At 62.7% G+C, this 25,817-nt stretch carries 30 protein-coding genes; 21 read left to right on the top strand and 9 right to left on the bottom strand.

The annotated features are described in order from the left end of the window. Window positions 1–20: 20 nt before the first annotated feature. The 3 genes from PQ627_RS16960 to PQ627_RS16950 are packed head-to-tail and all read right to left on the bottom strand — an operon-like array spanning window position 21 to window position 3,083. The gene (locus tag PQ627_RS16960; protein WP_274262634.1) at window positions 21–1,250 is read right to left on the bottom strand and encodes an acyl-CoA dehydrogenase family protein; all 1,230 of its coding nucleotides are present in this window, start codon (window positions 1,248–1,250) and stop codon (window positions 21–23) included. Between the two features lies 1 nt (window position 1,251). Continuing rightward, complete coding sequence (locus PQ627_RS16955; protein WP_274262633.1) at window positions 1,252–2,142, bottom strand: amidohydrolase family protein; 891 nt, start codon at window positions 2,140–2,142, stop codon at window positions 1,252–1,254. Window positions 2,143–2,144: 2 nt separating this feature from the next. Further along, window positions 2,145–3,083, bottom strand: coding sequence for an SDR family NAD(P)-dependent oxidoreductase (locus PQ627_RS16950; protein WP_274262632.1), 939 nt, complete (start codon window positions 3,081–3,083; stop codon window positions 2,145–2,147). 139 nt (window positions 3,084–3,222) lie between these two features. On the opposite strand from PQ627_RS16950, the gene PQ627_RS16945 reads away from it, so the two are divergent. The 5 genes from PQ627_RS16945 (at window position 3,223) to PQ627_RS16925 (ending at window position 6,146) form a co-directional block, all read left to right on the top strand. Beyond that, window positions 3,223–3,681 (top strand): MarR family winged helix-turn-helix transcriptional regulator, encoded by a 459-nt coding sequence (locus PQ627_RS16945; protein ID WP_274262631.1) that lies wholly within the window; start codon window positions 3,223–3,225, stop codon window positions 3,679–3,681. 94 nt (window positions 3,682–3,775) lie between these two features. After that, complete coding sequence (locus PQ627_RS16940) at window positions 3,776–4,078, top strand: helix-turn-helix domain-containing protein (RefSeq protein ID WP_144662787.1); 303 nt, start codon at window positions 3,776–3,778, stop codon at window positions 4,076–4,078. A 466-nt stretch (window positions 4,079–4,544) separates the two neighbouring features. Next, window positions 4,545–5,051, top strand: a complete 507-nt coding sequence (locus tag PQ627_RS16935; protein WP_274262630.1) for a type II toxin-antitoxin system HipA family toxin — start codon at window positions 4,545–4,547, stop codon at window positions 5,049–5,051. Window positions 5,052–5,153: 102 nt separating this feature from the next. Next, entirely contained in the window at window positions 5,154–5,384 is a 231-nt protein-coding gene (locus PQ627_RS16930) for a hypothetical protein (RefSeq protein ID WP_274262629.1), read from the top strand. Window positions 5,385–5,414: 30 nt separating this feature from the next. Further along, window positions 5,415–6,146 carry a DUF72 domain-containing protein gene (locus PQ627_RS16925; protein WP_274262628.1) on the top strand — a complete coding sequence of 244 codons (732 nt, stop codon included), beginning with the start codon at window positions 5,415–5,417 and terminating at the stop codon, window positions 6,144–6,146. An 11-nt stretch (window positions 6,147–6,157) separates the two neighbouring features. Here PQ627_RS16925 and PQ627_RS16920 read toward each other — a convergent pair whose 3' ends face one another. Further along, a complete protein-coding gene (locus PQ627_RS16920) occupies window positions 6,158–6,619 on the bottom strand; it encodes a GatB/YqeY domain-containing protein (RefSeq protein ID WP_274262627.1) in 462 nt (153 codons plus the stop codon). Window positions 6,620–6,760: 141 nt separating this feature from the next. Between PQ627_RS16920 and PQ627_RS16915 the strand changes: the two genes are divergently transcribed. Continuing rightward, the gene (locus tag PQ627_RS16915; protein ID WP_144662801.1) at window positions 6,761–7,045 is read left to right on the top strand and encodes a DUF3040 domain-containing protein; all 285 of its coding nucleotides are present in this window, start codon (window positions 6,761–6,763) and stop codon (window positions 7,043–7,045) included. On the opposite strand, the gene PQ627_RS16910 is transcribed toward PQ627_RS16915, so the two are convergent. Beyond that, window positions 7,031–8,326 carry an NAD(P)/FAD-dependent oxidoreductase gene (locus PQ627_RS16910; protein ID WP_274262626.1) on the bottom strand — a complete coding sequence of 432 codons (1,296 nt, stop codon included), beginning with the start codon at window positions 8,324–8,326 and terminating at the stop codon, window positions 7,031–7,033. The two genes, PQ627_RS16915 and PQ627_RS16910, sit on opposite strands and share 15 nt — an antisense overlap. A gap of 135 nt (window positions 8,327–8,461) precedes the next feature. Here PQ627_RS16910 and PQ627_RS16905 point away from each other — a divergent pair, with 135 nt between their 5' ends. From PQ627_RS16905 to PQ627_RS16895, 3 genes are read left to right on the top strand one after another with little or no spacing between them, the layout of a single operon-like run. Beyond that, a complete protein-coding gene (locus PQ627_RS16905; RefSeq protein ID WP_274262625.1) occupies window positions 8,462–9,238 on the top strand; it encodes a histidine phosphatase family protein in 777 nt (258 codons plus the stop codon). Next, window positions 9,216–10,127 carry an NAD(P)H-hydrate dehydratase gene (locus PQ627_RS16900; RefSeq protein WP_274262624.1) on the top strand — a complete coding sequence of 304 codons (912 nt, stop codon included), beginning with the start codon at window positions 9,216–9,218 and terminating at the stop codon, window positions 10,125–10,127. Before PQ627_RS16905 ends, PQ627_RS16900 begins: the two co-directional genes overlap by 23 nt. A gap of 21 nt (window positions 10,128–10,148) precedes the next feature. Further along, on the top strand, window positions 10,149–10,649 hold the full coding sequence (locus tag PQ627_RS16895) for a hypothetical protein (RefSeq protein WP_274262623.1): 501 nt from the start codon (window positions 10,149–10,151) through the stop codon (window positions 10,647–10,649). Here the strand turns inward: PQ627_RS16895 and PQ627_RS16890 are convergent. Next, entirely contained in the window at window positions 10,646–12,325 is a 1,680-nt protein-coding gene (locus tag PQ627_RS16890; protein WP_274262622.1) for a RecQ family ATP-dependent DNA helicase, read from the bottom strand. The two genes, PQ627_RS16895 and PQ627_RS16890, sit on opposite strands and share 4 nt — an antisense overlap. Window positions 12,326–12,595: 270 nt before the next feature. On the opposite strand from PQ627_RS16890, the gene PQ627_RS16885 reads away from it, so the two are divergent. Further along, window positions 12,596–13,204, top strand: a complete 609-nt coding sequence (locus tag PQ627_RS16885; RefSeq protein ID WP_274262621.1) for a TasA family protein — start codon at window positions 12,596–12,598, stop codon at window positions 13,202–13,204. 205 nt (window positions 13,205–13,409) lie between these two features. Then, the gene (locus PQ627_RS16880; RefSeq protein WP_274262620.1) at window positions 13,410–13,877 is read left to right on the top strand and encodes a hypothetical protein; all 468 of its coding nucleotides are present in this window, start codon (window positions 13,410–13,412) and stop codon (window positions 13,875–13,877) included. Between the two features lie 17 nt (window positions 13,878–13,894). Here the strand turns inward: PQ627_RS16880 and PQ627_RS16875 are convergent, their stop codons facing one another. Beyond that, window positions 13,895–15,454 carry a glycoside hydrolase family 32 protein gene (locus PQ627_RS16875; RefSeq protein ID WP_274262619.1) on the bottom strand — a complete coding sequence of 520 codons (1,560 nt, stop codon included), beginning with the start codon at window positions 15,452–15,454 and terminating at the stop codon, window positions 13,895–13,897. A 328-nt stretch (window positions 15,455–15,782) separates the two neighbouring features. Between PQ627_RS16875 and PQ627_RS16870 the strand changes: the two genes are divergently transcribed. From PQ627_RS16870 to PQ627_RS16840, 7 genes are all read left to right on the top strand, one after another. Next, complete coding sequence (locus PQ627_RS16870; RefSeq protein ID WP_274262618.1) at window positions 15,783–17,219, top strand: GH32 C-terminal domain-containing protein; 1,437 nt, start codon at window positions 15,783–15,785, stop codon at window positions 17,217–17,219. Between the two features lie 45 nt (window positions 17,220–17,264). After that, complete coding sequence (locus PQ627_RS16865; protein WP_144662819.1) at window positions 17,265–18,602, top strand: ABC transporter substrate-binding protein; 1,338 nt, start codon at window positions 17,265–17,267, stop codon at window positions 18,600–18,602. 48 nt (window positions 18,603–18,650) lie between these two features. Then, on the top strand, window positions 18,651–19,532 hold the full coding sequence (locus PQ627_RS16860; RefSeq protein WP_144662821.1) for a carbohydrate ABC transporter permease: 882 nt from the start codon (window positions 18,651–18,653) through the stop codon (window positions 19,530–19,532). After that, the gene (locus tag PQ627_RS16855; protein WP_274262617.1) at window positions 19,529–20,437 is read left to right on the top strand and encodes a carbohydrate ABC transporter permease; all 909 of its coding nucleotides are present in this window, start codon (window positions 19,529–19,531) and stop codon (window positions 20,435–20,437) included. Before PQ627_RS16860 ends, PQ627_RS16855 begins: the two co-directional genes overlap by 4 nt. A 38-nt stretch (window positions 20,438–20,475) precedes the next feature. Then, window positions 20,476–21,549, top strand: a complete 1,074-nt coding sequence (locus tag PQ627_RS16850) for a LacI family DNA-binding transcriptional regulator (RefSeq protein WP_274262616.1) — start codon at window positions 20,476–20,478, stop codon at window positions 21,547–21,549. 104 nt (window positions 21,550–21,653) lie between these two features. After that, a complete protein-coding gene (locus PQ627_RS16845) occupies window positions 21,654–22,547 on the top strand; it encodes a glucose 1-dehydrogenase (RefSeq protein WP_274262615.1) in 894 nt (297 codons plus the stop codon). Between the two features lie 303 nt (window positions 22,548–22,850). Next, a complete protein-coding gene (locus PQ627_RS16840; RefSeq protein WP_274262614.1) occupies window positions 22,851–23,255 on the top strand; it encodes a response regulator transcription factor in 405 nt (134 codons plus the stop codon). A 5-nt stretch (window positions 23,256–23,260) separates the two neighbouring features. Here the strand turns inward: PQ627_RS16840 and PQ627_RS16835 are convergent, their stop codons facing one another. Then, window positions 23,261–23,719, bottom strand: coding sequence for a Clp protease N-terminal domain-containing protein (locus tag PQ627_RS16835; RefSeq protein ID WP_274262613.1), 459 nt, complete (start codon window positions 23,717–23,719; stop codon window positions 23,261–23,263). Window positions 23,720–23,744: 25 nt separating this feature from the next. Further along, on the bottom strand, window positions 23,745–23,948 hold the full coding sequence (locus PQ627_RS16830; RefSeq protein ID WP_274262612.1) for a helix-turn-helix domain-containing protein: 204 nt from the start codon (window positions 23,946–23,948) through the stop codon (window positions 23,745–23,747). 106 nt (window positions 23,949–24,054) lie between these two features. Between PQ627_RS16830 and PQ627_RS16825 the strand changes: the two genes are divergently transcribed. The 3 genes from PQ627_RS16825 to PQ627_RS16815 all read left to right on the top strand — a co-directional run bounded on the left by PQ627_RS16825 (window position 24,055) and on the right by PQ627_RS16815 (window position 25,812). Further along, the gene (locus PQ627_RS16825) at window positions 24,055–24,771 is read left to right on the top strand and encodes a hypothetical protein (protein ID WP_274262611.1); all 717 of its coding nucleotides are present in this window, start codon (window positions 24,055–24,057) and stop codon (window positions 24,769–24,771) included. 4 nt (window positions 24,772–24,775) lie between these two features. Next, a complete protein-coding gene (locus PQ627_RS16820; protein ID WP_274262610.1) occupies window positions 24,776–25,270 on the top strand; it encodes a DUF2306 domain-containing protein in 495 nt (164 codons plus the stop codon). Between the two features lie 80 nt (window positions 25,271–25,350). Continuing rightward, window positions 25,351–25,812, top strand: a complete 462-nt coding sequence (locus PQ627_RS16815; RefSeq protein WP_144662832.1) for a helix-turn-helix domain-containing protein — start codon at window positions 25,351–25,353, stop codon at window positions 25,810–25,812. Window positions 25,813–25,817 lie beyond the last annotated feature (5 nt).

Here is a 25,817-nt window from a genome sequence, read left to right as displayed (position 1 = left end):
TTGTGTTGTATGAGCGTGGTTCAGTGGGTGAAAGCACTTTCGCCCGTGAGGGCGCGTCCGACGATCAGCGCATTGATTTCGTGGGTGCCTTCGTAGGAATAGACGGCTTCGGCGTCGGCATGGAAACGCGCGACGTCGGCAGCGAGCGTGATGCCGTTGCCGCCCACGACTTCGCGGGCCAAGGCGACGGTTTCGCGCATCATGAGACTTGTCTGCATTTTTGCCAGCGCGGAATCCTGGTCCCGGTAGCTGCCCTGGGATTGTTGCTCGTTCAGCCTGACCACCAGGGACAGGGAGGCGGTGAGATTACCGAGCATCCGGGCCAGTTTCTCCTGCACCAGTTGAAAGGAACCGAGCGTTCGGCCAAATTGTTGGCGTTCCTTCACATAGGCCAAAGCCGCTTCGAAAGCCCCGGCCTGGATGCCCGTGGCGATCCAGGCGACATCCGAGCGCATGGCGCGCAGCATGGCTGCAACGTCCTTGAATGAGTCCACGTTGTGCAGGCGCATCGACTCGGGAACCCGGACACCGGCCAGAGTGATGTGGGCGTTCTGCATCATCCGCAGCGAGGCCTTGCCGTGGATCTTCTCCACGGTCACTCCGGGCGCATTCCGGTCCACGAGGAAGCCTTTGACCTGGCCATCGGCGACGTCCCGGGCGAAAACACACAGCACATCCGCCGTGGAGGCGCCGCCAATCCACCGTTTCGCGCCCTCCAGGATCCACGTTCCGCTGCCGGGGCCAGTGCCGCCGTCGGGATTCCCCTCAAACCTTGCGGTCGTGGCCAATCCGCCGGCGATGTCGGAGCCGTGCTCAGGTTCGGTCAGCGAGAACACGCCCTTGAGCGAAAAGTCGATTACGCCGGGCATCCATTCGCGCTGCTGTTCCTCCGAGGCGCCCACCCGGATTGCCGTCCGGAACAGGCCTGCCTGCGCGGTGTACCACGTGGCAAGGGAAGCATCGGTGCGGGCGAGCTCGAAGATCCGGAAACCGTGATAAATCCCGCGGGCGGGAGCGTCAAACGGTTCCATCAGGTCCAGGTCGATCAATGGTTGCGCCAGTTGCTCCGGGAATTCCCCGCGCTCCCAGTAATCGGCCAGGAGCGGCTTGGCTTCGGTGTTTAGGAAATCCCGCAGCCTGGCCAGCACTGCGCGCTCGTCAGGGCCCAGGAGCGCTTCGGCGTCGTACCAATCCGCCACCGGGTAAAGCCGGGCACCCAAGCCGGCTTCCGTCGTCGTGCTTGTTGTCATCTCAGCCACCCAAACCCAGCAGGCGGACGGCGTTGTCCTTGAGGATCTTCGGCCGGACCTCGTCCTTCAAGGGCAGGTCCGCGAACGCTCCCAACCATTTCTGCGGCGTGATCAGGGGAAAGTCCGTGCCGAACAGAACCTTGTCCTGCAGCACGTTGTTGGACAGGCGGACCAGCGACTCCGGGAAGTACTTGGGCGACCAACCGGAGAGGTCGATGAAGACGTTGGATTTGTGGGTTGCGATCGAGTTCGCCTCGTCCTGCCACGGCACCGAGGGGTGGGCCATGATGATCTGCAGGCCGGGAAAGTCGGCGGCGACAGCATCCAGCAACAGCGGATTGGAGTAGGCGAGCTTGATGCCGTAGCCGCCCGGGAGCCCTGCACCCATACCGTTTTGGCCGGTGTGGAAAACGCACGGCAAACCGAGCTCCTGGAGCGTCTCCCACAGCGGGTAGAACTGCTCGTTGGAGGGATCGAACCCTTGCAGTGAGGGATGGAATTTGAACCCCCGGGCGCCGAGTTCAACCGCCTGCTGCTTCGCGCCGGCGATCGCGTCCTCGCCTGTTCGCGGGTCGACGCTGCCGAAGGGAATCAGGACATCGTTGTTCCTCGCCGCACCGTGGATCAGTTCCGGGATGCTGTTCGGTTCGTGCTTCAGCTGGGTGCGCGCGTCCACGGTGAAGACGACGGCGGCCATGTTCAGTTCGCGGTAGACCTCGGCGATCCTGTCCAGCGACGGTGTCCTGTCCTCGGACTTGAAGTACTTGGCAGAGGCCTCCGTCAGCGCTTCCGGAAGCGAGCCGTGGCCGCAGCTGTCCACTTCAAGATGGACGTGCATGTCGATCGCGTCCAGCTTTGCGACATCGAGACCGGGTTCATAGCGGGTAGTCATGGTCAGCGGGCCTGTGCCGGTTCGGGCTGGAGTTCCTCGGGCAGCGGCAGGAATTCCTCGCCGTAGCTCTGCAGAGTTTCCTTGCTGAACAGTTCACCAGCGCTCTCCTGCAGGGCCTCGTAGCTCCAGCCGCCCTCGCGGTATTCGGTGGTTGCCGGCGTCGGATGCGTCCACACCTGAAGCCGGTCACCTCCGGCGCCGATCGCCTGGCCGGTGATATCGGACGCTGAGTCAGAGGCGAGGAAGGCAATCAGCCCGGCGACGTCGTCGGCCGTTCCAAAACCGAGGTCGTGGCGGAAGAAGCGCGGCATGGCGTCGCCTCGTTCGTCGGCCTCAACGGCCTTCTGGAAGTACGGGACGGTTTTGGTCATGGCGGTGGCGGCCACGGGGATGACGGAGTTGACGGTCACGCCGGCGCGCTTCATTTCCAGTGCCCAGGTGCGGACCATGCCGACGATTCCGGCTTTTGCCGCGGCGTAATTGCTCTGACCGAAGTTCCCGCGCTGGCCGGTCGGCGAGCCGATGGTGATGATCCGGCCCGGGATGTTGTTTTCCTTGAAGTAGGAGAAGGCCTCACGGACGCAGGTGAACGTGCCCTTCAAATGGACGTTGATGACCAGGTCAAAGTCCTCGTCGGTCATCTTCAGCAGGCTCTTGTCGCGGAGGATGCCCGCGTTTGTCACCAGGATGTCCAAGCGGCCGAACGCCTCAACAGCGCCTGCTACCAGCGCCTTCGCAGCGTCCGTTGAACCTACGGGGACCACCACCGCAGTGGCTTTGCCGCCCTCGGCCTCGATCTGGGCGACCGCTTCCGCCGCTGTTTCAGCGTTCACGTCGTTAATAACGACGGCGGCACCCTGGCGGGCGAGCTCCCTCGCGTAGGCGAGTCCAAGGCCCTGACCACTTCCCGTGACGATTGCAACCTTGCCGTTCAAGCTCATGGCGTGCTCCTTCGCATGCAGTAACCGGCCGAAGCCGGTGGGGCCGATCCCACTGCGGCGTGAGATCCTTGTCATGATCAATGAGAATACGGATCATTGAGAAAGTCAACGATTGTTTTTCATTACTATTGGAGTTGTCATGGGCCTGCAAAGCACCGAAGTGGAAACCCCGCGCCTGGCCGAGGCCAAAATCGGCAGCGATGTGGGGCTGCTGCTCGCCAAGCTGCACGCCACCGGGTCCCTCCTGAACAACAAGGCACTGGCGGACTACGGGCTCCGCGAGAGGTCCTTCTCGGTGTTGACTTTGGCCTGCAGTGGACTGGAGCCAACCCAACGCGAGCTTGCCGATTTCCTCAGCCTCGACCCCAGCCAAGTGGTCAGCCTGGTGGATGATCTTGAGCACCGCGGCTTGGTGAAAAGGGCTCAGGGCAAGCAGGACCGGCGCGCGAAGATCATCGTCTCTACCTCCGAGGGCCGGCGGATCCATAACAAGGCGCGGGCTGCGCTTGAGGTGTGCGAGCAAACACAGCTCGCTGCGCTGAACGAGGAAGAGAACACTCAACTGAGGGCGCTGTTGAAGAAGGCGCTGTGGGGGTAGGTTGGAATGGTGCTGTGCGATTTTAATGCTCATAATTAAGCGCATTAAGTTCTTTAGTGGTCGACTTCTTGACCATTAGGAGATATCTTGGCCCATGACCACCAAGCGCACCTCAAACAGGACGCGACGCACGGCAGGCACGATCGGCGGGCAGCTGTTGACGTGGCGCAAATTGCTCGGCCTCACGGCTGAGCAGGTGGCGGACCGGGCAGGCATTAGCCGAAACACCCTCCGCAAAATCGAGCACGGAGACTTGGGCGTGGGCCTTGAGGCTTTCCTGGATGTCGCCCGCGTGCTGGGTCTCAGCGAGCAGTTGAATACCGCATTCGATCCGTATGAAACAGACTTTGGCCGAGCCCGGGCTGATCAGGAACTCCCGGAGCGGGTGCGTCGGTGACAGAACCCGTCAACGTCGACATCCAAACACCTCAAGGCAGTGTGCATGTTGGCCGTGCCTTTATAGCCGCGCGACGGGGCGTCACAACCACCAGCTTCAATTACGACGCGGACTTCCTCGGCCGACCGGATTCCTACGCCATTGATCCAGCACTGCCGATTGCGCGGGGCACCCCACTCAGTCAGGGGACTTCCGGGGGCATTCGCGGATGCATCCCCTGACCTTTGGGGCCGACACATAGTGACCAAAAGACTCCAGGCCGAATCGCGTCAGCTTGGCAAGAGCCCCCGCACCTTAACTGACAGGGACTTTCTGCTGGGTGTGTCGGACCTGACGCGGCAAGGCGCCCTGCAATTTCGGATTGGGTACGAACCACATCTGAGTGAGCGAACGGACGTGCCCAAACTCGTTCAACTGCCGGAACTCCGGCAAGCCGCTGATGAGGTCGAGGTGGATCCCGACAATCTTGGCCGATCGCAACGGCGGGCAACGGATCGGCTATGTCTCCGCCATGACCATGTTGTCGGAGCAGGACGGCGCCCATGGCGATTATCTGGATCTTTTGGATGTCATCGATGAGAATTCGGAGAATCCAGATGCTGACCGTGAACAGCTTTTTCGAAGGATCGCATTCAACATCGTCGTGAACAACACTGATGACCATCTGCGCAATCACGGTTTTCTCCGGGGCCGCAACGGGTGGCGCCTCGCGCCGGCCTTCGATGTCAATCCAAATCCGGACGTCAATGGCGAACACGCCACATCCATCGATGGCGCAACCCGGCGCGAGGATGCCATGCGGGCACTGCTAGGCGTCTCTGAATACTTTGTCGATGTGGATAAGCGGGAGGAGATCTTGGACGCCATCCACCGTTCCGTGGCCAAATGGCAGGACGCCGCAGATGCCTGCCGCATCCCTACGGTCGAGATCGACTTGTTCACGCCACTGTTCGGCAGGCTTCCAAGGACCTGACCGAACTCCCGCGCCGTTCATGGACAGTTGCACAGCCACTCCCGAAGTCGGTATGCGATTGTCCATTTCGGCGCTCGTCGGGTTGTGTCAGGATCAGGGATCATGAGCTTCCCTCTCTTCCACGATCCCTTGCAGGGCAACGTCACTGTTGACGTCCAGCCCGTGCGTGATCCGCAGATCCACCGCCCCTCCCGCGCCGCCACGCAGGCGCCACGGTCGTCAACCCACGGGACAAGGACGCCCCGCAGCGCACGTCAGCGGGAAGTAGCAAAGGTTGCCGATGACCTCCGCGCGCTGATGGCGAGGACTACCCTCAACGGAACGCCGCGTTAAGAAGCTGCCCAGAAGGGGTACATCCTCACCATGGGCATCCACATCGGCACATCGGGCTGGAGCTACGACCACTGGGAGAACGTGCTCTATCCCCCGGGCCTTCCCGCTGCCAAGCGCCTGTCCCACTACACAGCACGATTTAACACAGTCGAGCTGAATGCCAGTTTCTACCGTTGGCCCCGCGACGCCACCTTCGCGGGTTGGAGGGAACGGCTGCCGGCGGGATTCGCCATGTCCGTCAAAGCGCCACGCGGACTGACGCACGCCAAGAAGCTGTACAGCCCCGAGGTATGGGTGGAACGCATCGAGCGATGCTGGCACGAACTCGGTGACAAAAGGGCCGTCCTGCTGGCGCAGTTGCCGCCTGATTTTGCCCGCGATGATGCCCGGCTCGACTACTTCCTGGCCGCGCTGCCGCACTGGATCCGCGTCGCCGTCGAGTTCCGCCACGACAGCTGGGACCACCCCGATGTGTACGCGCTCCTGGAACGCCACCAGGCCGCCTACTGCATCATGAGCGGCGCCAACCTGCCATGCATCCTCCGCGCCACCGCCCCGTTCGTCTACATCCGCATGCACGGGCCGGACCACCAGCACCTCTACGGCGGCTCCTACTCAGAGGACGATTTGAGGTGGTGGGCCGACAGGATCCGCGAGTGGAGCGGCTCCGGCAAGGACGTTTACGTCTACTTCAATAACGACGGCGGTGGTAACGCCGTGCGCAACGCTGACACTCTGGGGTGGCTGCTTGGGGTTAATTGACCCGGCGGCAGCTATGCCAAGCGGGCGCGCACGATCTCGCTGACGGTCTTGCCATCAAAGCGTCCCGCAACCTTTGCGGTGACAGGCTTCATGACAGCACCGATGGACCGCATGGAGAGTTCCTGGCCTTCAGCTTTCAAGGCACTAATGGCCTCGTCCACGATCGCCTCTACCTCTTCACGCGTCAGCGCTTTGGGAAGGTACGCCTCGATGATCTCGGCCTCTGCGACTTCGGCCGCCGCACGGTCAGCCTCCCCCGCCTCGGTGTAGATCCTTGCCGTATCCCGCCGCTTCGCGGCCTCCTTCTGCAGCAGCGAGGTGACCTGGGCGTCGTCGAGCTCTACCGGCGTCTTGCCTGACTTTTCGCGGGTGGTGATTTCACCCAGGACGTTGCGAACCGTAGTCAGGGCGACTTTGTTGCCTGCCTTCATGTGGTCGACGACGTCGGCCTTTAAGCGTTGTTTGAGTGTCATGGCTCTCCTCGATCGGGTTTCCTCCTGCCATCTTTCCAGCAGATGCCCTCGGGTGCTCAATATCCCGGATTTGATGCTTGCGGTCTGAATAATAAGCATGCTTAGCTTATTGGAACACTGAGCTTGGAGGAGGAACCCACTATGCCCCTTTCGGAACGCGAGCGCCGGGTTCTGCAACAGCTCGAGCGGGAGCTTTTCATCCAGGATCCCGATTTGGCCCGGCAACTGGAATCCGGTGTCCCCGTGCACGGTCCGGTCCAGCCCCGCGTCCGTGACGTCATGGCAGCCGCTTTAGGAGTCCTCCTGGTCCTGCTGGCAATCCCGTTGCACGTGGTCCCGCTTGCCCTCGTCGGCGGCTTCCTTGTGGTCTACGCCGTGGTGTCCCACAAGAAATACAAGAGCCAGTCCCCATCAAGATTCCTTTGATGGCAGCGCCCCGGGTGGAGCCTCCGAGGGAGGTTCAACCTCCAACGGGCTGCTGACAACCACCTGGGCAGGGCTGTGCAGGAGATAGCCGTTAAGCCACGAGAACAGTGCCCGGATCTTTTGCTGCAGCCCGGACAACAGCGCCAGGTGGACCAAGAGCCACGACAAGAACGCGAAGACACCTTGCAACTGGATGCGCTTCCGGCCAAGTTCAGCCACGGCAGCGCCGCGACCCACCATTGCCATGTACCCCTTGTCCAGGTAGCGGAATGGCTCGCGGCTGCCCCCGCTGAGGTCCGCGAGGATGTTCTTTGCCGCCCACTTTCCGGCCTGCTGCGCGACCGAACCCAGCTGCGGAAGTTTGGCCCCGGTCGAGTCCGTGATGTTGGCGGCATCCCCGATGACATATACACCTTCTGCATCTGGCGCAGTCAGGTCCGGGTTGACGTCGATCCGTCCGCCCCTACCCTGGGCAAGCCCTGAGCCAGCAATGATGTCACCGGCCTTCAGGCCCCCGGCCCACACCACAATCTGCCCCGGAACGGAGCTTCCGTTAGCCAACGTCACGCCGTCGCGCCGGACCTCCGTAACACCGACGCCCATGTGAAGTTGAACGCCCACCTTCTTCAAATGCTCGGTGGCGTACTTCTGGGACTTGGACGAGAACATGTTCAGCACGCTGGGAACCATGTCCACCAGGTGTACCCGGCAACGGGAAGCAAGCTCGGGTGAAAAGTACTTCTGAACGACGTACTTGACGTTTTCAGCCATGGCTCCGGCGGTTTCAACACCGGTCGGACCGCCGCCAACCACCACCACGTCCACGGATGTGTCGGGGTTTCCGTCGGCCTCATCCAACAAGCGGGTGAGCCCAGCCCCAAGCCTGGTGGCGTCCGTGACGGAATACAGGGGGAACGCCAGCTCTTCCGCGCCCGGGGTATTGAAGAAGTTAGGGACAGCCCCCACGGCCAGGACCAATACTTCGGCCTTCAGGGTCTGGCCATCGGCCGTCGTGACGGTCCGTTGTGCTGCGTCCACGGATTCCACTGTGGCGGTGAGGACCTTGACCGTTTTAAGGCGACGGAACACCGAGCGCAGTGGCCGTGCAATGGCCGACACCCCTATCTGGGAGGTAGCAACCTGATAGAGGAGGGGCTGGAACTGGTGGTAGTTGTTCGAGTCGATGAGCAAGACCTGTACACCCTTGCGGCCGAGTTCCTTGGCTGCCGCAACGCCCGCGAAACCGCCACCGACCACAATGACCTGGTATGTGTCCTTCATGCGAGCAACATACTTCACTGTCGGTCCAGGCAACAGAGGCTCCCGAACCGCCGTCGTGCGTTTATTCTCTGGACCGGTGGGTACGCAGTGGGTAGTGTTCTGCAATTCGGCAACGCACGCGAAAGGGGTGGCTTTGTGAACGAGGACGGTCTGACGGACGCCGTGCAGGAGGCCGGTGCCGTGGAATTGTTGCTGGTCCGGCATGGTGAGAGCGAAGGAAACGTGGCCGCCACCGAGGCCCGGTTGGCGGGAGCGGAGATCATCGACGTGCCCGCGAGGGACCCGGACGTAAATCTCTCGGGCACGGGCCAGGACCAAGCCAAGGCTTTGGGGACCGCGCTGGCCCGCATCGCCGAGGACCTGCGACCGGACGCTGTGGTGTCCTCCCCGTACGCACGCGCCAGGCAGACGGCGGAAATCGCCGTCGAAACTGCAGGGTGGCCCGTGAAGGTACTCACCGACGAGCGCCTCCGTGACAGGGAATTGGGCATTCTGGACAGGCTGACGAGCCTCGGCGTGAAGAACCGCTACCCCGATGAATTCGAGCGCCGTGCGTGGCTGGGCAAGCTGTACTACCGGCCGCCGGGAGGTGAGTCCTGGGCGGATGTGGCCCTGCGTCTTCGCTCGGTCCTGGACGAACTCAACACCTTGGGAACGGGCCAACGGGTGATGCTGGTCTGTCACGATGCTGTGATCCTCCTGGTCCGCTACGTGCTGGAGGGCATGTCGGAAGACGAAATCCTGGACCTCGCCGCCACCAGATCAGTGCTCAACGCCTCCATCACGCGATACGTGCGCTCCACCGGGGCCGGGCCTTGGGAACTGGAGAGTTTCAACGTTGCCGACCACCTGACAGAGCAAGGTGTTACTGTCACCGAACACGCCGGGGATGCCAGTGTCCACCCGCAGTGAACCCACCCTGGTCACTCCATCGCTTCTGCGTGACTGGCCGCTCCCGGCCCCCGGCGACGATAAGTATTCACGTGGAGCGGTCCTTGTCATCGGCGGAGCACGGGCGACCCCTGGAGCGGCCATTCTTGCCGGGACTGCGGCGCTGCGTGCGGGGGCCGGCAAAATCACGTTAGCCGTTGCCGAATCCGCAGCAGTCCAGGTAGGCGTTGCGCTGCCGGAGTGCGGTTCGATCGGGCTGCCGGAAACGGCTGGCGGTTCGCTGACGGGCGAGGGGCTGGACGTGATCTCCACCTATCTGGAACGGGCCGACACGCTGCTGGTCGGCCCTGGCTTGGACGACCTCGATCTCGCCGAGACTTTGCTTCGGACCCTGTTGGAACGGGAGGAAGCCGACGGCGACTCGAACGCCGACCGGGGTCCCGCCGTCGTTCTTGACGCCTATGCCCTCGGAGCGCTTGCGAAGGTGGAGAACCGGCTCGAACCATGGCGCGGCCGCCTGATCCTCACCCCGAACCCTACCGAGGCCGGGGTGCTGCTTGGCAAGGATGTCGAGGATCTGGAGGCTGCCCTGATGGACATTGCCCGGCGCTTTGACGCCGTGGTCAGCTGCCAGGGGTTCATCGCCGGTCCGGGAGGTACGGAGCCTGAACTTTGGAAGATCACCACCGGTTACGGCGGCCTGGGGACTTCCGGCAGCGGCGATGTCCTGGCCGGCGCGGTTGCCGGGCTGAGGGCCCGCGGAACGAGCAATGCCCCAGCCGCCTGTTGGGGTACCCATCTGCATGCGGCCGCCGCGGATCGCCTGGCAAGCAAGCTGGGGCCGCTCGGATTCCTGGCCCGCGAGCTGGCCGACGAACTGCCGGCGCTGATGTTGGAACTGAACACCTGAGCCCTCGGCTAGGCTCCCAGCATGGGGACAATTGAAAGCAGCACTCAAAGATCGCGTGTCATCGCTAGTCTTGTGGGGCTCGCTGCAATAGCGGCGTTCGCCCTGACGGGAGCCCTGCAGATCCTCGTGTGGAACCCGCTCGCGACCGTTCCCGGTGCCAGCCTGGAAGAAATCCACGCGGGGCTTGCCCAAGCCAACGAGTCTCTCTCCGCACCGGGAGTGGTGTTGTGGGCACTCATCGGAGCAGGGCTCGGTGCTGCGGTGGTGGCGGGGACTGCGACACGGCGCATTCCAAGAATGCGAACTGTGGTCCTTCTCGACCTCCTCATCCTGGGGCTCGGCGCGCCGTCGTACTTTTGGGCAGCCTTCCCTGCAGGAATGGCCCTGGCAGATGCCTTCTTGATCTCCGGCGGCGACCATGCACCGTGGGGTGGGCTGCTGTATCTGGTCAGCGCGGCGGCGCTTGCGGCCGCACTGACCGTGGCCGTTATGACGAGACGGCCACGAGCCGCCTGCGCCTAGGCGGGCTTCAGCAGTTCATGCTCGACGACGGCGGTACTGGACAGGGTTTTGTAGCCCTCCTGCTCGAACAGGACAGTTATCACGTCGTCCTCGTGCCGCATCACCAAACCGGGACCCCACTCCTTGTGGATCACGGTGGATTGCAGGGGGAACAGTTGCTCCGCACCGGAATCTGCCGGGCTGCCCACAGCCGGCTCGTCATGCTTCCGGGCGTCATGGTTCCGGGCGTCAGCGCAGGCATCGCAGTTGCCGCATGGCTCCGGCAGGTCTTCACCGAAATAGCCCAGCAGGAACTGGCGACGGCAACCGTCCGTCTCCGCGTAGGCCCGCATCATGGTGAGCCGGGACTGGTCAACACGTTGCCGCGCTTCGGCCAGTTCCACCGCGCGCTTGACCAAGGCGGCGGGCTTCGCTTTGGAAGCGAGCCGGGTTCCGCGCTTGCCGCTCTTTACTGCACCGGCTTCTTCCAGCTGGTTCACCAACCCGGTAACGCGCCGCGCCGGGAAACCTGTCAGCTCCGCTATCGCGGACTTGGGAGCCGGCCCTCCAGCGTTTTTAACAACCTTCAGCACAGCTCTCAGGGCCTCGGGATCCGGTGAGTGGGTGCCGAAGAACTTGCGCAAACCCAGGTCCTCGGCCCGGTAATGAAGGATCGCCGCGGCGGCTTCACCATCACGGCCGGCCCGACCGATTTCCTGATAGTACGAGTCCAGGGACTCCGGGATGTCCGCGTGCACCACGAATCTCACGTTGGCCTTGTCGATGCCCATGCCGAAAGCCGTAGTGGCCACCACGACATCCAGTTGATCCTCCAGGAACCTCTCGTGGATGTCCTCGCGGTCGGCATCCGCGCGGCCCGCGTGATAGGCCTCCGCCCGCAGACCCTGCTCCGTCAGCTTGGCCGCGTAGCTCTGAGTGTCTTTCCGCGTGGCAGCGTAGAGCAGGCCCAGCCCTTCCGAGCCGGCAAGCTCCACCACGTGTTCCACCACGGCTTTGCGCTTGGCTTTGTCCTCCTGGTGGCGCACCACCTCAAGGCTGATGTTGGGACGGTCGAAACCCCGGACCAGGATCAAGGGATCCCGCATGCCGAGCCGATCCACAATCTCGTCACGAACCGGTGGCGACGCCGTCGCAGTCAGGGCGATCACCGGCGGATTTCCCAAGCGTTCCCGAACGTTGCCCAGTTCAAGGTAGTCCGGGCGGAAGTCATGACCCCAGGCTGAAACGCAGTGGGCCTCATCCACCACGAACATCGTGATATCCAGCTTGGCGATACGCTCGACGGTTTCCTGCTTGGCCAACTGCTCCGGGGCGAGGAAGAGGAACACCGCCTGGCCAGACTCGGCCGCCTGCCACGCAGCCTCAACTTCCGCGTCGGTGCGCGAAGAGTTAATGGCGACGGCGACCCCGTCGCCAAGGTCCTCGGCGAGCCCCTCCAGTTGGTCCTCCTGCAGGGCGATGAGGGGCGAAACCACGACGGCGGGGCGTTTCGTTTGTTGGTGCAGGTACAGGGCCGCGACCTGGTAGGTAGCGGATTTTCCGTACCCTGTAGGCATGACTGCCAGAACGTCCCGGCCCTCGGCCAGGGCGCTCATGCCGGCGAGTTGGCCGTCGCGCAACTCCGGAAGGGAAAAGGAGGACGCCGCGAGGGCAGTCAGGTCAAAGTCAGCTGACATAGAAGATATGGCTCCGCTTGGTGGTTCCTGCGGCCACCTGCATCAGCCGAGATCTCCAGCCTAGCGTGAGCCGGAGGGAAGCGTCTTTTCGCCGGATGGGACCTGTGGATAACCGCTGCGGGTTTCTTGAGGGTTTCCTGAGGAAGTGTTGCGGGTTTGCAGGATTTGTTCTTGATCCAGGCCCGGCACAGTAATTCCTGTCAGCCACACAGGCTGGAACAACAGGCCGGCCGGTCTCACGGTGGCCACAGGAAAGGAACACTGATCCCCATGGCCATCAGCCTCAAAACCACCACCGGCAAGATCCTCGCCTCCGTCGCACTGGTCGGCACCGCAGCCGCCGTCGCCGGCATGGGAACCTACGGCGCGTTCACCTCCTCGACCTCCGCCTCCCAAGCCGTCACCGCAGGCACCGTCACCATCGCCCTGGGCGCCCCCGGCCCCGCCAACACCCTCAACGTCCCCATCGCAGGACTCCTGCCCGGGGACAAAGTCGAAAAGCTCGTCACCCTGGCCAACACCGGCAACTCCGACCTGAACAACGTCACCCTCACCACCACCGCCGGCGCCACCGGGTCCCTGCTCACCACCGACACCACCAACGGCCTGCAACTGACCATCGAAAACTGCTCCGTTGCCTGGACCGGTGCGGCCGCCCCCTACACCTGCGGCGGCACCAAAACCACCGTCCTGGCCTCGGCCCCGGTCATCACAGCGAACAAGGTCCTCAACAACCTCACCTCCCTGACCTCAGCCAAGACCGACAACCTCAAAGTCACCACCGCGTTCCCCACCACCGCGGACAACACCTTCCAAGGCGCCACCTCCACCATCGCGTTCGCCTTCACCGGCACCCAACGCACCGAAACCACCAAATAACCACTGAGCCCCCGAACCCCGGAAACCGGCCCGCTTGCCCTTCGGGCCGGTTCCCGGCCATTCTGTGCCGTTCCTGTGCCGGGCGCCACACGGTTCCTGGACTCTTGAGCGGACCTTGAGGCTACGAAGGATTCTTTCCTGAGGTCCGCTTGGGAGACTTGGAATAACGCAATCCACACCATAGAAACGAAAGTGACGACACATCATGCACGTCAAGCCCATCCTCTGGCGGGTACCGGCCACTCTTGTGGCCCTCCTGCTCGTGCTGATGGGCTTTTCCCTGTCACCAGCCCACGCTAAGTTCAACGACACCGAAAGCGCCGGCATGCCAGTGGCCGCTGCCAAGATCCAGGCACCGGCCGCCAACACTGTTTCGGTGACCAAGAGCTGTGACTCTTTCTTGTGGTTCGGCCAAGCCAAGATCAGCGTCGGCAGCTACACGGCCATTACGTACGCCAACTACTACGAGCTCAAGGTCATTGATCCTGATGGCGTCGTGCAGTTCACCGGTGACCTGAGCAAGTCGGCCGGCAGGTCCTACAGTTCCGGAGTCCAGAATGCTGCGAACCTCAGTGGAACATGGACCTACCAGATCCGTGGCTACTACAAGGTTCCCAACTCCACCAACAGCTGGGCTGGCCTGCCCCTTACCGGTACGCTGAACTGCCCCTGAGTGCCGCTGCCAACGCCTTAGATCGGGTTGCCGAACTCCCGGATGGTTATCCCCGTAAAGTTCGCTGGACCGCCGTCGGAATAGAGGGAGATACCCGTATCGCTGTCCGTAAAGTGGACCTGCTGCGAAAGTACTGTGTGCCCCGCATTGACGAACACTTCCACGCTCTGCATGTCCACGAAGATCCGCAGGTGCACTGAACGGGCACTGGCGTCGATCGGCGCGGCAGCCCGCGTGAAAGGAACCAAGGAGTACCCGTTCAGGTCCGAGGGGCTCCGATCGACGTACACCTCGTTGCCGTACTTACCGATGTTGGTATGCCGCGATCCATCTGCGGAGCGCCCTACGGATACTCCCACGTTCGCTGCGGTATCCCAGGCAATGTCCAGTTCGAGCTCGTAGGCGCGGCCGGTCCATGGCAGGACGTAGCTGCCGTTGACGGCCCTATTGGGAAGGGTGGTTGTTGCGGTGACGTATCCACTGAGAGCGCTGACCGGCGTGCTCAGCAGGGAGTACCAGCCGCCGCCCTGTTTCTCCAGGCGAAGCTCGCGCGTGATGGAGTTCTGGCCGTTGTAGCCATCAGAGACATCAGTGGGGACGTCGCGGGCGGCATACTTCCAGTTGTTCATCCATGCCGTCGCCAGCCGCTTGGTGTCCGGGGCATCCACCGACGGCCAGGTCACCGCGGCGTACCAGTCCCAGCCCCAGTCGAGCCACTGCGGGGTGAGGTTGTCCGCCACGAACGACGTGCCGTTCCACGTTCCCATCCAGTACGCGTAGGTCATGGGCAGCCCAATGCTGTATGCGTCCATGCTCGCGGCGAAAACCCAGTGGCGGGTGCCATCTCCCGCCGTCATTTCGAACAGGTCGGGACACTCGATACCTCCAAGCGCGTGGTTGGGGTAATCAAAGTTGGACTTCCACTGCCAGTTCTTGAGGTTCGGCGAGGTATAGAACGCGGCGTACCTTGCGCGTCCGATCACGCACACCCATTCACCGCGTACCGCATCCCAATGAATCTTCGGGTCACGGAACCATTCGGCGTTATCGATCTCGGCCTGGGTAGTTGCCGTCCGGCCGTCTGTGTTGACGATCACCGGGTCCGCGAGCGCGGTGAAGGTGTAGCCGCCGTCCGTGGACCAGTACAGGTACTGCTCCTGGTACTTGCGGATGCCGTCCGTCGGCTTGGTAGCCAGTACGACGACGGCCCCGGCACCAAAGCCGGCGGTGTTGGCGCTGTCCACCACCCCTGATCCGGACCATACGGGGAAGTTCGGTTGGAGCGGAAGGACGGCACCGTGGTGGGCGAACGACACCCCGTCGGTTGTGGTCGCGTGGTCCCAACCGCCTTGGCCGTTGTTGATGCTGGAGTGCAGGTAGTAGAGCTGGTAGGCCCCGTTCGTGTACACCGGTCGCTGCGGGTCACAAAGCCATCCCGATGGCGGGGTCATGTGATAGACCGCCCGCTGGGACCCGGAGGCCCTGGCTGGATCGGCGGCCGCTCCCCCCATCAGGAGCGCCAGGGCACCGGCTCCAGTTCCTTGCAGGATGGTTCGTCGTGAAAATTCGGGCGTCATGAAGTGGTTTCCTCTCAAACATTCATTGGTTGAGAACGCGATGGCGGAGCGGACACAACTGCGCATCCGGGCACGCCAAAGTGCGCCATCAAAGGGGCTGGATTACTTCGTCCGGAAGGCTTTCCCGGTGTGTCCGCTCGGCGTCGAGGGGACACGGGTGTGCCGTCGGTAGCAAGGACGTTAGCGGCTTGGGGTTTCGCTGGTCAAGCGTTTTAGCGAAGAAATTTCCTGGCGAAAATTAACTTTGCTAAAACGCTTGATCAGGTAGTGTGACCTGCGCTACCTTCATGGTGATCAAACGCTTTAGCAGAAATGGACATCAGCGCAGATGAAACGCCCAGTCTTCTTCCAACCCGCCAACGGCTGGGTCGGAGACCTTATCCCCTTCGAGAAAGACGGGGAGTTCTGGCTCTTCTACCTCCACGAAGTACGCTCGGACCCCAAACCCGGCACCTCCTGGAACCTCATCACCACCAAGGACCTCACGCAGTTCGAGGATCACGGAGTCGCCCTCCCCCACGGAACCACCGCCGAACTGGACTTCAACGCCTACACGGGCAGCGTCGTCGTCGATGAATCCGGTGTCCACCACCTGTTCTACACCGGCCAGAACCCCCGCAACCTGGGCGCCGATGGCCTCCCCCTCCAACTGGTCATGCACGCCACCAGCACCGACGGCATGCAGAGCTGGACCAAGCACCCGGAACTGACATTCGGCGCTCCGGAAGGCTATGAGTCCGGAGACTGGCGGGATCCGTTCGTCTTCCGCGACGAGAGCAAAGGCCAGTGGCGGATGCTGCTCGCAGCCCGGCACTCGACCGGTCCGGAACGGCGCCGCGGCGTGATCGCCCAGTGCCTTTCCACGGACCTGATGACCTGGGAGCACGCCGAGCCCTTCTGGGATCCGCGCCGCTACATCACCCACGAATGCCCTGACGTCTTCCAGTGGGGCGACTGGTGGTACATGGTGTACTCCGAGTTCTCCGAGTCCTTCACCACCAGGTACAGGATGGCGAAGAGCCCCGATGGCCCGTGGACCGTACCAAACCTGGACAGCATCGATGGCCGCGCCTTCTATGCCTCCAAGACAGCTGAACGCGACGGTCGGCGCTTCTTTTTCGGCTGGATCGCCAGCAAAGAAGGAAACAGGGACCATGGGCCCTGGGAATGGGCCGGAACTATGTCAATCCTGGAAGCCCGTCAAAATCCGGACGGCACCCTCGGCTTCTCCTTCGCCGACGAGCTGGTGGAGAGCTTCTGGGAAGACGTGCCGGTGTCCCTGACCTCGGAATTGCCAGCGCGCTTGGACGTGCCGGACAGCTACGCCGCCCTGGTCTCGCAGGAAGAGCTGCCTTCGCAGTTCTACGCGAAAGCGGTGCTGGACATCGCAGCCGACACCACCGAATGCGGGCTGCTCCTGCGGTCAAGCCACGACGGCGACCAGTCCTACATCCTGCGCCTGGAGCCCAAGCGCAACCGCCTCGTCTTCGACCGGTGGCCGCGCACCATCACCGGCGACGCACAGTGGCACGTCTCCGGAGACGTCCCGTTCGACATCGAACTGGAGCGCCCCTGCAACCTGGCCCCCGGCGAGCACAGCCTCGAGGTGATTGTCGACGGCGACACGTGCGTCGCCGTCGTCGACCGCCAGGTTGCGCTCAGCGCAAGAATCTACGACCTGACGACTGGACGGATCGGCGTCTTCGCCGGCGAAGGTTCAGCCACCGTCACCGAACTTGAAATCCGTCAACGCACCGAAAACTAAGCACCCCAACCCCAACCTCTGTTCCAATCAAGGGAGATTGCCGCAATGAAAAAACTACTCCGCGCTGCCGCCGTCGCAGCCGCCGCTGCCCTGGCATTGACTGCCTGCGGCGGAGGAGGAAGCACCGCCAACCCTGCCAACGTCGCTCCGACCGGCGAGATCAAACCACGCGAAATTTCGTGGCTGCTCTCCAGGCCGGCCGATGGGGCAGTCATCAACATCATGAAGAAGCTCGCCGACGACTATGCCAAGGACCACCCGGGCTTCTCGCTGAACCTCATCACCACACCGGACCGTCCCTCCTACATACAAAAACTGGAAACACTGGCCGCGGCCAACAAGCTTCCTGAGCTCTTCGACACCGACGCCACACCGTTCGCCCAGCAGTTGGCCAAGCAAGGCAAGATGGTGGACGCCGACAAGCTGCTGAAGTCCCTGAACCTCTACGACAACTACCGTCCGGGTGCCCTGGACTACCAACGCTTCGACGACGGCTCCCTCTACATGATCCCGTTCCAGTTCGAGCTGGAATTCATCTGGTACAACAAAGCCCTCCTGGAGAAGGCCGGAGTTTCCGTTCCAAAGTCGCTCGACGATATCCCGGCCATGTGCACGTCGCTGAGGAATGCGGGGATTACGCCCATCGCCATCGACGGACAGGACCAGTGGCCGCTGGAACGCTACGTTGCCTACCAACCCTTCCGTGAGGCCGGCCCCGACTTCGTCCAGAAATTGAAGAAGGGTGAAGCATCATTCTCGGATGCTCCCGGCCAGAAGACGGTTCAGTGGATGGCTGCCCTCGGCAAGGCCAACTGCTTCCAGGATGGCTTCTCCTCGCAGGGATACTCGGACGCGCAGAACCAGTTCACGTCCGGCCAGGCAGCCATGTACAACATCGGAACGTGGGAACTGCCAAGCCTTGCCACCGACAAGCTGAACCCGGCTGTCCGGGACAACATCGACTTCTTCACCCTCCCCACCACGGCGGGATCGGTGACGTCGGCCAATGAGTTCGTCTCGCCGTCGGGCATCGGCATGGCCGTGAACTCCAAGACGTACGATCCGCTGGTGAGCGACTTCCTGAAGTTCGCACTGGAGAAGTACCCCACCGAGTATGCGGCCACCGGCGCGCTGTCACCCACCACCAACGTGCAGACCACCATCCCTGCCAACGCCACGCCGCTCTACAAGAAGGCCTTGGAGACCGCCAACGACCTCGGGGACAAGCAGGCCATGCCATGGGATACGCAGTTGGACCCCACCACCAACGGCAGGCTCCAACAAGAGCTGGTGCTGCTGGTCCAGGGCAACATCACGCCCGAACAGTTCACCACCACGATGAACGACGCCATCAAGCAGAACGCGCCCAAGTTCTTCAAGTAAACGTAGCAGCGGGGGGCCGCGAGGCCCCCCGCCCCGAAAGGCCCTGCCATGCTTCCCAACCGGTCAAGGACGTCCGTCCTGGTCTTCCTGCTCCCGCCACTGCTGCTCTACTGCGCAGCCGTGCTCTTCCCCATCCTGCAGTCGTTGTTCCTCAGCTTCTTCTCCTGGAACGGCATCAGCGACATGGAATTCGTGGGACTCCAGAACTACATCCGCATGCTCACGGCGGACGATATCTTCTGGCGCTCCTTCTTCAACGCCCTGCTCTACCTGGCCATCTGCCTGGTCCTGCAGCTGGGCGGCGCCCTTGTGGTCGCCAGCCTCTTGACCTCGTTGCGCCGCGGCCGGGAGCTCATCAAAACCCTCTATCTGCTGCCCGCGGTGATCTCTACGGTGGCGATTGCTTTCCTCTTCGTTCGGATCTACTCGATCGACCCCGTGGGCCTGCTCAACCAGCTGCTGAACTGGATTGGGCTTGGGTCCCTTGAACGCGCCTGGCTTTCAGATGTCAACACAGTGCTGGCCGCTGTTTCCGCCCCCGAGGGATGGCGGTTCACCGGGCTCTACATGCTCATCATCTACGCCGCACTCATCGCAGTCCCCAAGGAACTGGAAGAAGCCGCCGTCCTGGACGGCGCGTCGAAGTGGACCCTCTTCACCAAGATCCGCTTCCCCTACATCCGTCCCGTCTGGATCACCACCACCATCATGGCCACCACCTACGGCCTGCGCGGATTCGACATCCCCTACCTCATGACCAACGGCGGCCCCGGACAATCCTCCGAGCTGCTCACCACCTACATGTACAAGACGGCATTCACCAGCACGGACTTCGGGTACGCAAGCACCATCTCCGTGTTCATCGTGATCGAGTGCCTCGTCGCCGTCGGCCTCATTCTTTTCATGCTCAAGCGGAAGGCAGACTCATGATCGCCCAGACAGCCCCGGCCACCCACACTCCGGCGGTCCCGCCGTCGTCGCGGCCCGTGGCAAAGCGGCGACGCCGCAAGCCGAGCCTGTACCGGACGCTGTCCCGGGTCCTGATCTTGCTCATCGTGATTGTCCAGGTGTACCCGTTGGCCTGGCTCTTCCTCACCAGTCTTCGTACCGAACACGACTTCGCCACCGGAGACCCCTTTGCCCTGCCAAGTTCGCTGACGTGGGAGAACTACGCACGGGCCTTTGAAACCGGCGACCTTGGCCGGAACATCCTGAACAGCTTCATTGTGACCATGGGCGCCAACCTTCTGATCGTCCTGTTCGGCATGATGGCTGCTTACGCCCTCCAGGTCCTTGGCTTCCGTTTCAGCAGGTTTGTGCGCGGTTTGTTCATGGTGGGCATCATCGTTCCCGTCCAGATCGCCCTGGTCCCGCTGTTTATCGACTACTCCACCGTGAACCTCCTGGACACCTACCAGTCCATGATCATTCCGTTGGCCGGGTTTGCCCTGCCCATGTCCATCTATCTGTTCTCGTCCTTCTTTGAGTACATCCCCCGCGAAACCTACGAGGCCGCCTCCCTGGACGGTGCCGGGCCTTACCGGATCTTCGGACTGATTACCCTGCCACTGTCCCTGAACACCGTGGTCACCGTGGTCCTGGTCAACAGCATCTTCATCTGGAACGACTTCATTTTCGCCAACACGTTTGTCCTCTCTGAAGAACTCAAGACCATCCCCCTGGGCCTGCAGAACTACATCGGGGCCATGGGCAAGGTGGACTGGACGGCCACGTTCGCTGCAGTCTGCGTCACCATCACGCCGTTGCTGCTGGTTTTCCTGGTGCTGAACAAGGCCATGATCCAAGGCCTCGAGAGTGGGGCGACGAAGGGATGACCCTCACGGCAGGTGGATATACTCCTGATGGAGGACAGATGATTTCGCAGGAGAAAAATTCAGGCAGCGCGGCCGATGTTCCACTCACCACCGACCGCGTCCATCCGGTCACCCTCCGCGAAGTTGCTGAGGCAGCCGGTGTTTCAACGGCCACAGTCTCCTTGGTAATCAACAAAAAGAAGAATGCCCGCATCGCGGATGAGACACGGCGGCGCGTCCAGGAGGCCATCCGGCGCCTGGGGTACCGGCCCAATGCCATGGCCAAGAACCTGGTCAGCGGAACCTCCAAATTCATCGGGCTCGTGGCGGACGGTGTCGCTACCACCCCGTTCGCCGGCCAGATCATCCACGGCGCGCAGGACGAAGCGTGGAAACACGGCTATGCCCTGTTGATCGCCAACACCGAGGGCAACGTGGACCTCGAAAAGGACGCCATTGCCATGATGCTGGAATACAAGGTCCGGGGCATCCTGTACTCCACTTGGTTCCATCGCGCCACGGAGGTTCCGGAAACGCTGCGGGAGTCGGACTTTGTGCTGGTCAACTGCTTTTCGCCCGATTCATTGACTTCACGCGCGGTAGTGCCGGATGAAGCACAGGGCGGAAAGTCGGCAACTGAAATCCTGCTCCGCGGCGGGCATCGTCGGATCGCCTTCATCAACACCACCACTCCTGCGCCGGCCAAGGATGGACGGCTTCAGGGCTACATGGATGCTCTGGCGGCTGAAGGAATTGCGTTTGATCCCGGGCTGGTGCTGGAGGCCTACCCGGACCAGGAAGGCGGCTACGGCGCTACGGAGGAGCTGCTCAAGCTCAATGTTTCCGCCGTTTACTGCTACAACGACCGCATGGCCATGGGCCTTTACGATGGGCTGCGGGAGCACGGGCTCGCCATCCCCGACGAAATTGCCGTGGTGGGCTTCGATAACCAGGAGGTCATCGCCGCCCACCTTCGGCCTCCGCTGTCCACGGTGTCCCTCCCCCACTACGAACTCGGCGCGGCGGGGGTTCGCCTTTTGCTGGGACTGGACCAGGCAAGCGGTGATGGTCCGGTGAAAATCGAGTGCCCAGCCGTTGAGCGGGCCTCGGTGGCGGTGCACTCGGCTGCTTGATAACGGGCCCGCCGGGTTTGGCAGAGACGCCTTCACCTGTCTAGGCTGGAAATCATAAGCTTACTTAGCTTTGTGTTCCACGCCTAAGCAACCGGAGGACCACCATGACTGACCAGTACACCTTCCGCAACCCGGTCACTGCCTACGAGCAGATCTCCCCGCCCAAGCAACACCAGCCCGAACCGGGCCTCGACGCCGAACTCACGCCCAAAGCGGACCTCGGAGAGGAAAGCTACCGCGGCACCGGGCGGCTCGAGGGCCGCAAGGCTATCGTCACGGGCGCGGACTCAGGAATCGGCGCAGCCACCGCCATCGCCTTCGCACGCGAGGGGGCCGACGTCGTGCTTTCCTACCTTCCGGAAGAAGAAGAGGACGCAGCGCGGATCGCGGGACTTATCGAGGCCGCAGGCCGCAAGGCCGTGAAGGTCCCGGGCGACCTCAAGGACTCCGCAACCTGCCAGGACGTGGTGGACACCGCCGTCGCAGTTCTGGGCGGCATCGACATCCTGGTCAACAACGCCGGCAAGCAGGTGGCGCAGGAAAACCTCGCCGACATCACCGACGAGCAGTTCGACCACACGCAGAAGACCAACGTGTACGCGATGTTCTGGTTGACCAAGGCAGCGCTCCCCCACATGCCTGCCGGCTCCACGATCATCAACACGACGTCCATCCAGGCATACAACCCGTCGCCCACGCTGGTGGACTACGCCACCACCAAGGCAAGCATCAACAACTTCACCAAGGGACTCGCGCAGCAGCTCGCCCCCAAGGGCATCCGCGTCAACGCCGTGGCACCGGGCCCCATCTGGACCCCACTGCAGGTCAGCAGCGGCCAGCCCAAGGAGGAACTGCCCGAGTTCGGCCAGTCCACTCCCCTTGGCCGCGCCGGGCAACCGGCAGAACTGGCACCGGCCTATGTCTTCCTGGCGTCGCCGGAGTCCAGTTACGTCGTGGGAGAGACGCTGAACGTCAACGGCGGCAGCCCCACGCCGTAGCGCGACACAGCAGAAGTACGACGGCGACGCCTCCACGCGCGGGGGCGTCGCCGTCGTCGTAACGCCCTCGCGTCAGGGCCGGACAGCACTTGGGGGAAGTGCGTCCGGCCCTGCGCCGCGGATCCCTTGGGCAGCACCGGCCGACGAGGGGGGTCATGGGCCGTTGCAAGGATCCGCTGGATTCAGTAAAGGCGCGCCGGCGGGCAAAGACACGAGTAATTGGTACTCGCTTTTTGACACTATTGACGTTCGGGCTACTTGCTTGCCCCGGAAGCCCTACACTAGGGCTGGAAGGGGGTGCATATGGCTTCACGGGGCATCTGCGTGGTCATCGAAGATGACCACGACATCCGCGACCTCATCGGCCTGATTCTGAGCGCCGAAGGCTTCGAGGTCCACTCGTTCGAAACGGGAACCGAAGGCGTGATGGCTGCCGAGCGGCTGAATCCCACACTGGTGACCCTGGACTTGGGACTTCCCGACATGGACGGACGGGAAGCGGCAAAGCTGATCGCCGCCGTTTCCCCGGCGCCCATCCTGATGATCACGGCGTTCGCTGAGCGGGAGGATGAACTCCACGGCATCGCCTCTGGCGCTGCGGCTTACCTGATCAAGCCATTCCGGCCCCGGCAACTCCGGGAAGCCGCACTGGACCTGAGTCCCCACGAGCTGGCACCCACCCCACTGGCCCCCACCCCGCTGGCGTAGTTCGGCTATTGAGCCATCAGTCGGTCGCGAACGGCCGCGCGATCCACCCTGAGTTCTTGAAGCAGGGCGGTCACGGGGTCGTGCTCCCCCCTATCCAGTAGTGAAACCACAAGGCTCGACGCCGTGATCTTCCTGGATTTCTGGTCCACCGCGGATTTCAGCATCGCGGCCATGACTTCCTTGGCGCCGGAACTGAAGGGCGGCTTCCTTCCACGGGTCGGCATCTCTGCCCGGGTCAGGTCTTTGCTGTCGAATCCGATGGCCTTCAACGCAGCGGCGTCCAATCGCGCCGCCGCCCTCCGGGCATCCTCGAGCGAGACTCCCAGAGCCTCGGACGGACCACGTTCGTGGAGGGCGCCAAGCAGCAGATGCTCCGTTCCCATCCTCTTGTCGCCCAGACTGCGCGCTTCCTCCATGGCATAGCCGACGATCCGGCGGGTGTCGTGCGTAAATTGCTCAAACATGGTTCAACTCATTCCCTGTAATTGCTCATTCCCTGTACTTGGCATGCACCGATTGCCGGGACACGCCTAAAGCGTCACCGATCTGCTCCCATGTCCAGCCTTGCTCGCGGGCGGCCCGGACGTGGACTGCCTCGACCTGTTCGGCCAGGCGATGAAGTGCACCCACGGCCCGCAGACCGATGGCGGGGCTGGTGGAGTGGATCTGCTGGGACAGTTCATCGGCTTCCATATCCGTCAGGCTAGACTGACAGGATGCCGCTGTCAATACAGACTGACAGGCTGCTTTGGCTGTCATGGCTTGTCGTCGCAGCTAGACTCATCCTCAGAAGGACGGATTGGGGGATCCATACGACGCGAAATCGTCGTTCCGCTGGTCGGTCGAAACCAGCGAGCAAAGGACAACTGTGGCCTTCTTCCAGGATTTCCCCCTCCCAACGCAGCCACAACGGGGCCGCCAAGTCCGGTACGTTCCACCGCCCTGGTCCGGCGCACCCCGCTACGAGCTCCCCGCATTGGTCCAGGTGGGCCAGTTCCTGCACTACAGCCCGAGTCGCGTGATCGCCGTCAAGGGCGTCGAGGTCTTCTCGACCGGATGCAACATCGACCTGACCTGGATCATCCGCCGGTCCGCCGAGACCGACGAAGAGTGGGAAGCGCTCAACGGGGTGTTCTTCCAGCACGGATTCCGGCCGAAAGCCGGCCAGAACCTGCTGGATGTGCTGTTTCTGTTCGGCGTCGAACTCCCTGACGGCTCCCGCGCCTTCACCGGGGCTCACGGAGGCAACCGGTACATGGACCCGTCCCAGCAACCCACGGCTCCCGTCCTGACCTTCAACGGCGGTGGTGGCAGCGGCGGGGATGACGAACTGGCAGGCTCGGGGTCGCTCTGGCTGTGGCCCCTGCCCGATGCCGGCGACCTCCGGCTGGTCACGCAATGGCCAGCCCTTGGCATCGATGAAAGCTCCCTGATTCTCGACGGCGGACAACTGCGGACCGCGGCCGCGGGGGCCCAGGCGTTCTGGACCGACGATTCCGCGGGATCCCAGGGCTGAACCCATGGCATCACCGTGGACCGTGCTTATTGCCGTGCATGCCATCGCCGCAGGTTACGCGCTGATCTTTGGCGCAGTTAACCTGCTTCGCCGCAACAAGGGCACATCAGCCCACAAGGTCCTGGGTCGAATCTGGGCAGTGAGCATGTACGTAGTGGTGCTCAGCTCCTTCGGGATCCGGACCATCGACGGCGGATTCAACTGGCTGCATGCCCTCTCCGCGCTAACGTTCTGCACCCTCACCCTGGGTTTGTGGGCGGTGCGCAAAGGCAACATAGCGTCCCACCAGCGATTCATGACGGGCAGCTATTTCGGGCTCGTCGGTGCGTTCATCGGCGTCGTCGCCGTACCCGAAAGGCGCTTGCCGCAGATGGCCGTCCACGACATCGCTGGACTCGCCCTCTGGGTTGCCGCGCTGGCGCTCACTGCTGGACTGACCGTTGCAGGTCTGGCGCAGCTGCGCGGGAAGGACTTACCGGCCGAAAGTTTGACGAGGTAATACCGCCCTCCCGGCAGGCTGAAAGCAGATTCCGACACAAAACGATGGCGTGTTCGAATTTTTCGATTATCCTCAAAGGTATGACTGCACTCTTGCCGGACCACACAGTCCTACCTCCCGCGAACGAAGACGTGTTGCCTGCTGTCGCAGAAGCACTACACCGCAATGACCACGCTGCCCTGGTGACGGGCGATGGTTCCACGCTGGAACTGCCGGCAGAGGTATACGAGGCATTGCGCGACGTCGTGACGGCAATGGCCGGCGGTCAGGCCATCACTATCGCACCACACAACACCGTGCTGACGACCCAGGAAGCGGCGGATCTGCTCAATATGTCCCGCCCCACTCTGGTGCGGCTACTCGAAGCGGGAGAGATCCCATTCACGCAGCCCGGCCGCCACCGCCGCGTCTATCTCGCGGACGTGCTGGCTTATCAGCAGCGGCTTCGAGAAACGCGACGGGAAACCCTGGATACCATGACCAGAGATGCCGCGGAAGATAATTCCTACGCCAAGCTGAACACCTTCATCGAAACCCGCTGAAGCGT

The organism is Paenarthrobacter sp. AB444, assembly GCF_028736865.1.
GTDB classification, from domain to species: Bacteria; Actinomycetota; Actinomycetes; order Actinomycetales; family Micrococcaceae; genus Arthrobacter; species Arthrobacter nicotinovorans_B.
This window is presented reverse-complemented; position numbering and strand designations above follow the sequence as displayed.

Bases quoted from the DNA above. Each gene is read 5' to 3' on its own strand.
- PQ627_RS16950 (WP_274262632.1), bottom strand. From the start codon at position 3,083: ATGAGCTTGAACGGCAAGGTTGCAATCGTCACGGGAAGTGGTCAGGGC.
- PQ627_RS16875 (WP_274262619.1), bottom strand. From the start codon at position 15,454: ATGACGCCCGAATTTTCACGACGAACCATCCTGCAAGGAACTGGAGCC.
- PQ627_RS16865 (WP_144662819.1), top strand. From the start codon at position 17,265: ATGAAAAAACTACTCCGCGCTGCCGCCGTCGCAGCCGCCGCTGCCCTG.
- PQ627_RS16850 (WP_274262616.1), top strand. From the start codon at position 20,476: ATGATTTCGCAGGAGAAAAATTCAGGCAGCGCGGCCGATGTTCCACTC.
- PQ627_RS16855 (WP_274262617.1), top strand. From the start codon at position 19,529: ATGATCGCCCAGACAGCCCCGGCCACCCACACTCCGGCGGTCCCGCCG.
- PQ627_RS16910 (WP_274262626.1), bottom strand. From the start codon at position 8,326: ATGAAGGACACATACCAGGTCATTGTGGTCGGTGGCGGTTTCGCGGGC.
- PQ627_RS16845 (WP_274262615.1), top strand. From the start codon at position 21,654: ATGACTGACCAGTACACCTTCCGCAACCCGGTCACTGCCTACGAGCAG.
- PQ627_RS16860 (WP_144662821.1), top strand. From the start codon at position 18,651: ATGCTTCCCAACCGGTCAAGGACGTCCGTCCTGGTCTTCCTGCTCCCG.
- PQ627_RS16955 (WP_274262633.1), bottom strand. From the start codon at position 2,142: ATGACTACCCGCTATGAACCCGGTCTCGATGTCGCAAAGCTGGACGCG.
- PQ627_RS16885 (WP_274262621.1), top strand. From the start codon at position 12,596: ATGGCCATCAGCCTCAAAACCACCACCGGCAAGATCCTCGCCTCCGTC.
- PQ627_RS16920 (WP_274262627.1), bottom strand. From the start codon at position 6,619: ATGACACTCAAACAACGCTTAAAGGCCGACGTCGTCGACCACATGAAG.
- PQ627_RS16890 (WP_274262622.1), bottom strand. From the start codon at position 12,325: ATGTCAGCTGACTTTGACCTGACTGCCCTCGCGGCGTCCTCCTTTTCC.
- PQ627_RS16915 (WP_144662801.1), top strand. From the start codon at position 6,761: ATGCCCCTTTCGGAACGCGAGCGCCGGGTTCTGCAACAGCTCGAGCGG.
- PQ627_RS16925 (WP_274262628.1), top strand. From the start codon at position 5,415: ATGGGCATCCACATCGGCACATCGGGCTGGAGCTACGACCACTGGGAG.
- PQ627_RS16830 (WP_274262612.1), bottom strand. From the start codon at position 23,948: ATGGAAGCCGATGAACTGTCCCAGCAGATCCACTCCACCAGCCCCGCC.
- PQ627_RS16835 (WP_274262613.1), bottom strand. From the start codon at position 23,719: ATGTTTGAGCAATTTACGCACGACACCCGCCGGATCGTCGGCTATGCC.
- PQ627_RS16870 (WP_274262618.1), top strand. From the start codon at position 15,783: ATGAAACGCCCAGTCTTCTTCCAACCCGCCAACGGCTGGGTCGGAGAC.
- PQ627_RS16815 (WP_144662832.1), top strand. From the start codon at position 25,351: ATGACTGCACTCTTGCCGGACCACACAGTCCTACCTCCCGCGAACGAA.
- PQ627_RS16820 (WP_274262610.1), top strand. From the start codon at position 24,776: ATGGCATCACCGTGGACCGTGCTTATTGCCGTGCATGCCATCGCCGCA.
- PQ627_RS16840 (WP_274262614.1), top strand. From the start codon at position 22,851: ATGGCTTCACGGGGCATCTGCGTGGTCATCGAAGATGACCACGACATC.
- PQ627_RS16960 (WP_274262634.1), bottom strand. From the start codon at position 1,250: ATGACAACAAGCACGACGACGGAAGCCGGCTTGGGTGCCCGGCTTTAC.
- PQ627_RS16900 (WP_274262624.1), top strand. From the start codon at position 9,216: ATGCCAGTGTCCACCCGCAGTGAACCCACCCTGGTCACTCCATCGCTT.
- PQ627_RS16940 (WP_144662787.1), top strand. From the start codon at position 3,776: ATGACCACCAAGCGCACCTCAAACAGGACGCGACGCACGGCAGGCACG.
- PQ627_RS16930 (WP_274262629.1), top strand. From the start codon at position 5,154: ATGAGCTTCCCTCTCTTCCACGATCCCTTGCAGGGCAACGTCACTGTT.
- PQ627_RS16945 (WP_274262631.1), top strand. From the start codon at position 3,223: ATGGGCCTGCAAAGCACCGAAGTGGAAACCCCGCGCCTGGCCGAGGCC.
- PQ627_RS16880 (WP_274262620.1), top strand. From the start codon at position 13,410: ATGCACGTCAAGCCCATCCTCTGGCGGGTACCGGCCACTCTTGTGGCC.
- PQ627_RS16895 (WP_274262623.1), top strand. From the start codon at position 10,149: ATGGGGACAATTGAAAGCAGCACTCAAAGATCGCGTGTCATCGCTAGT.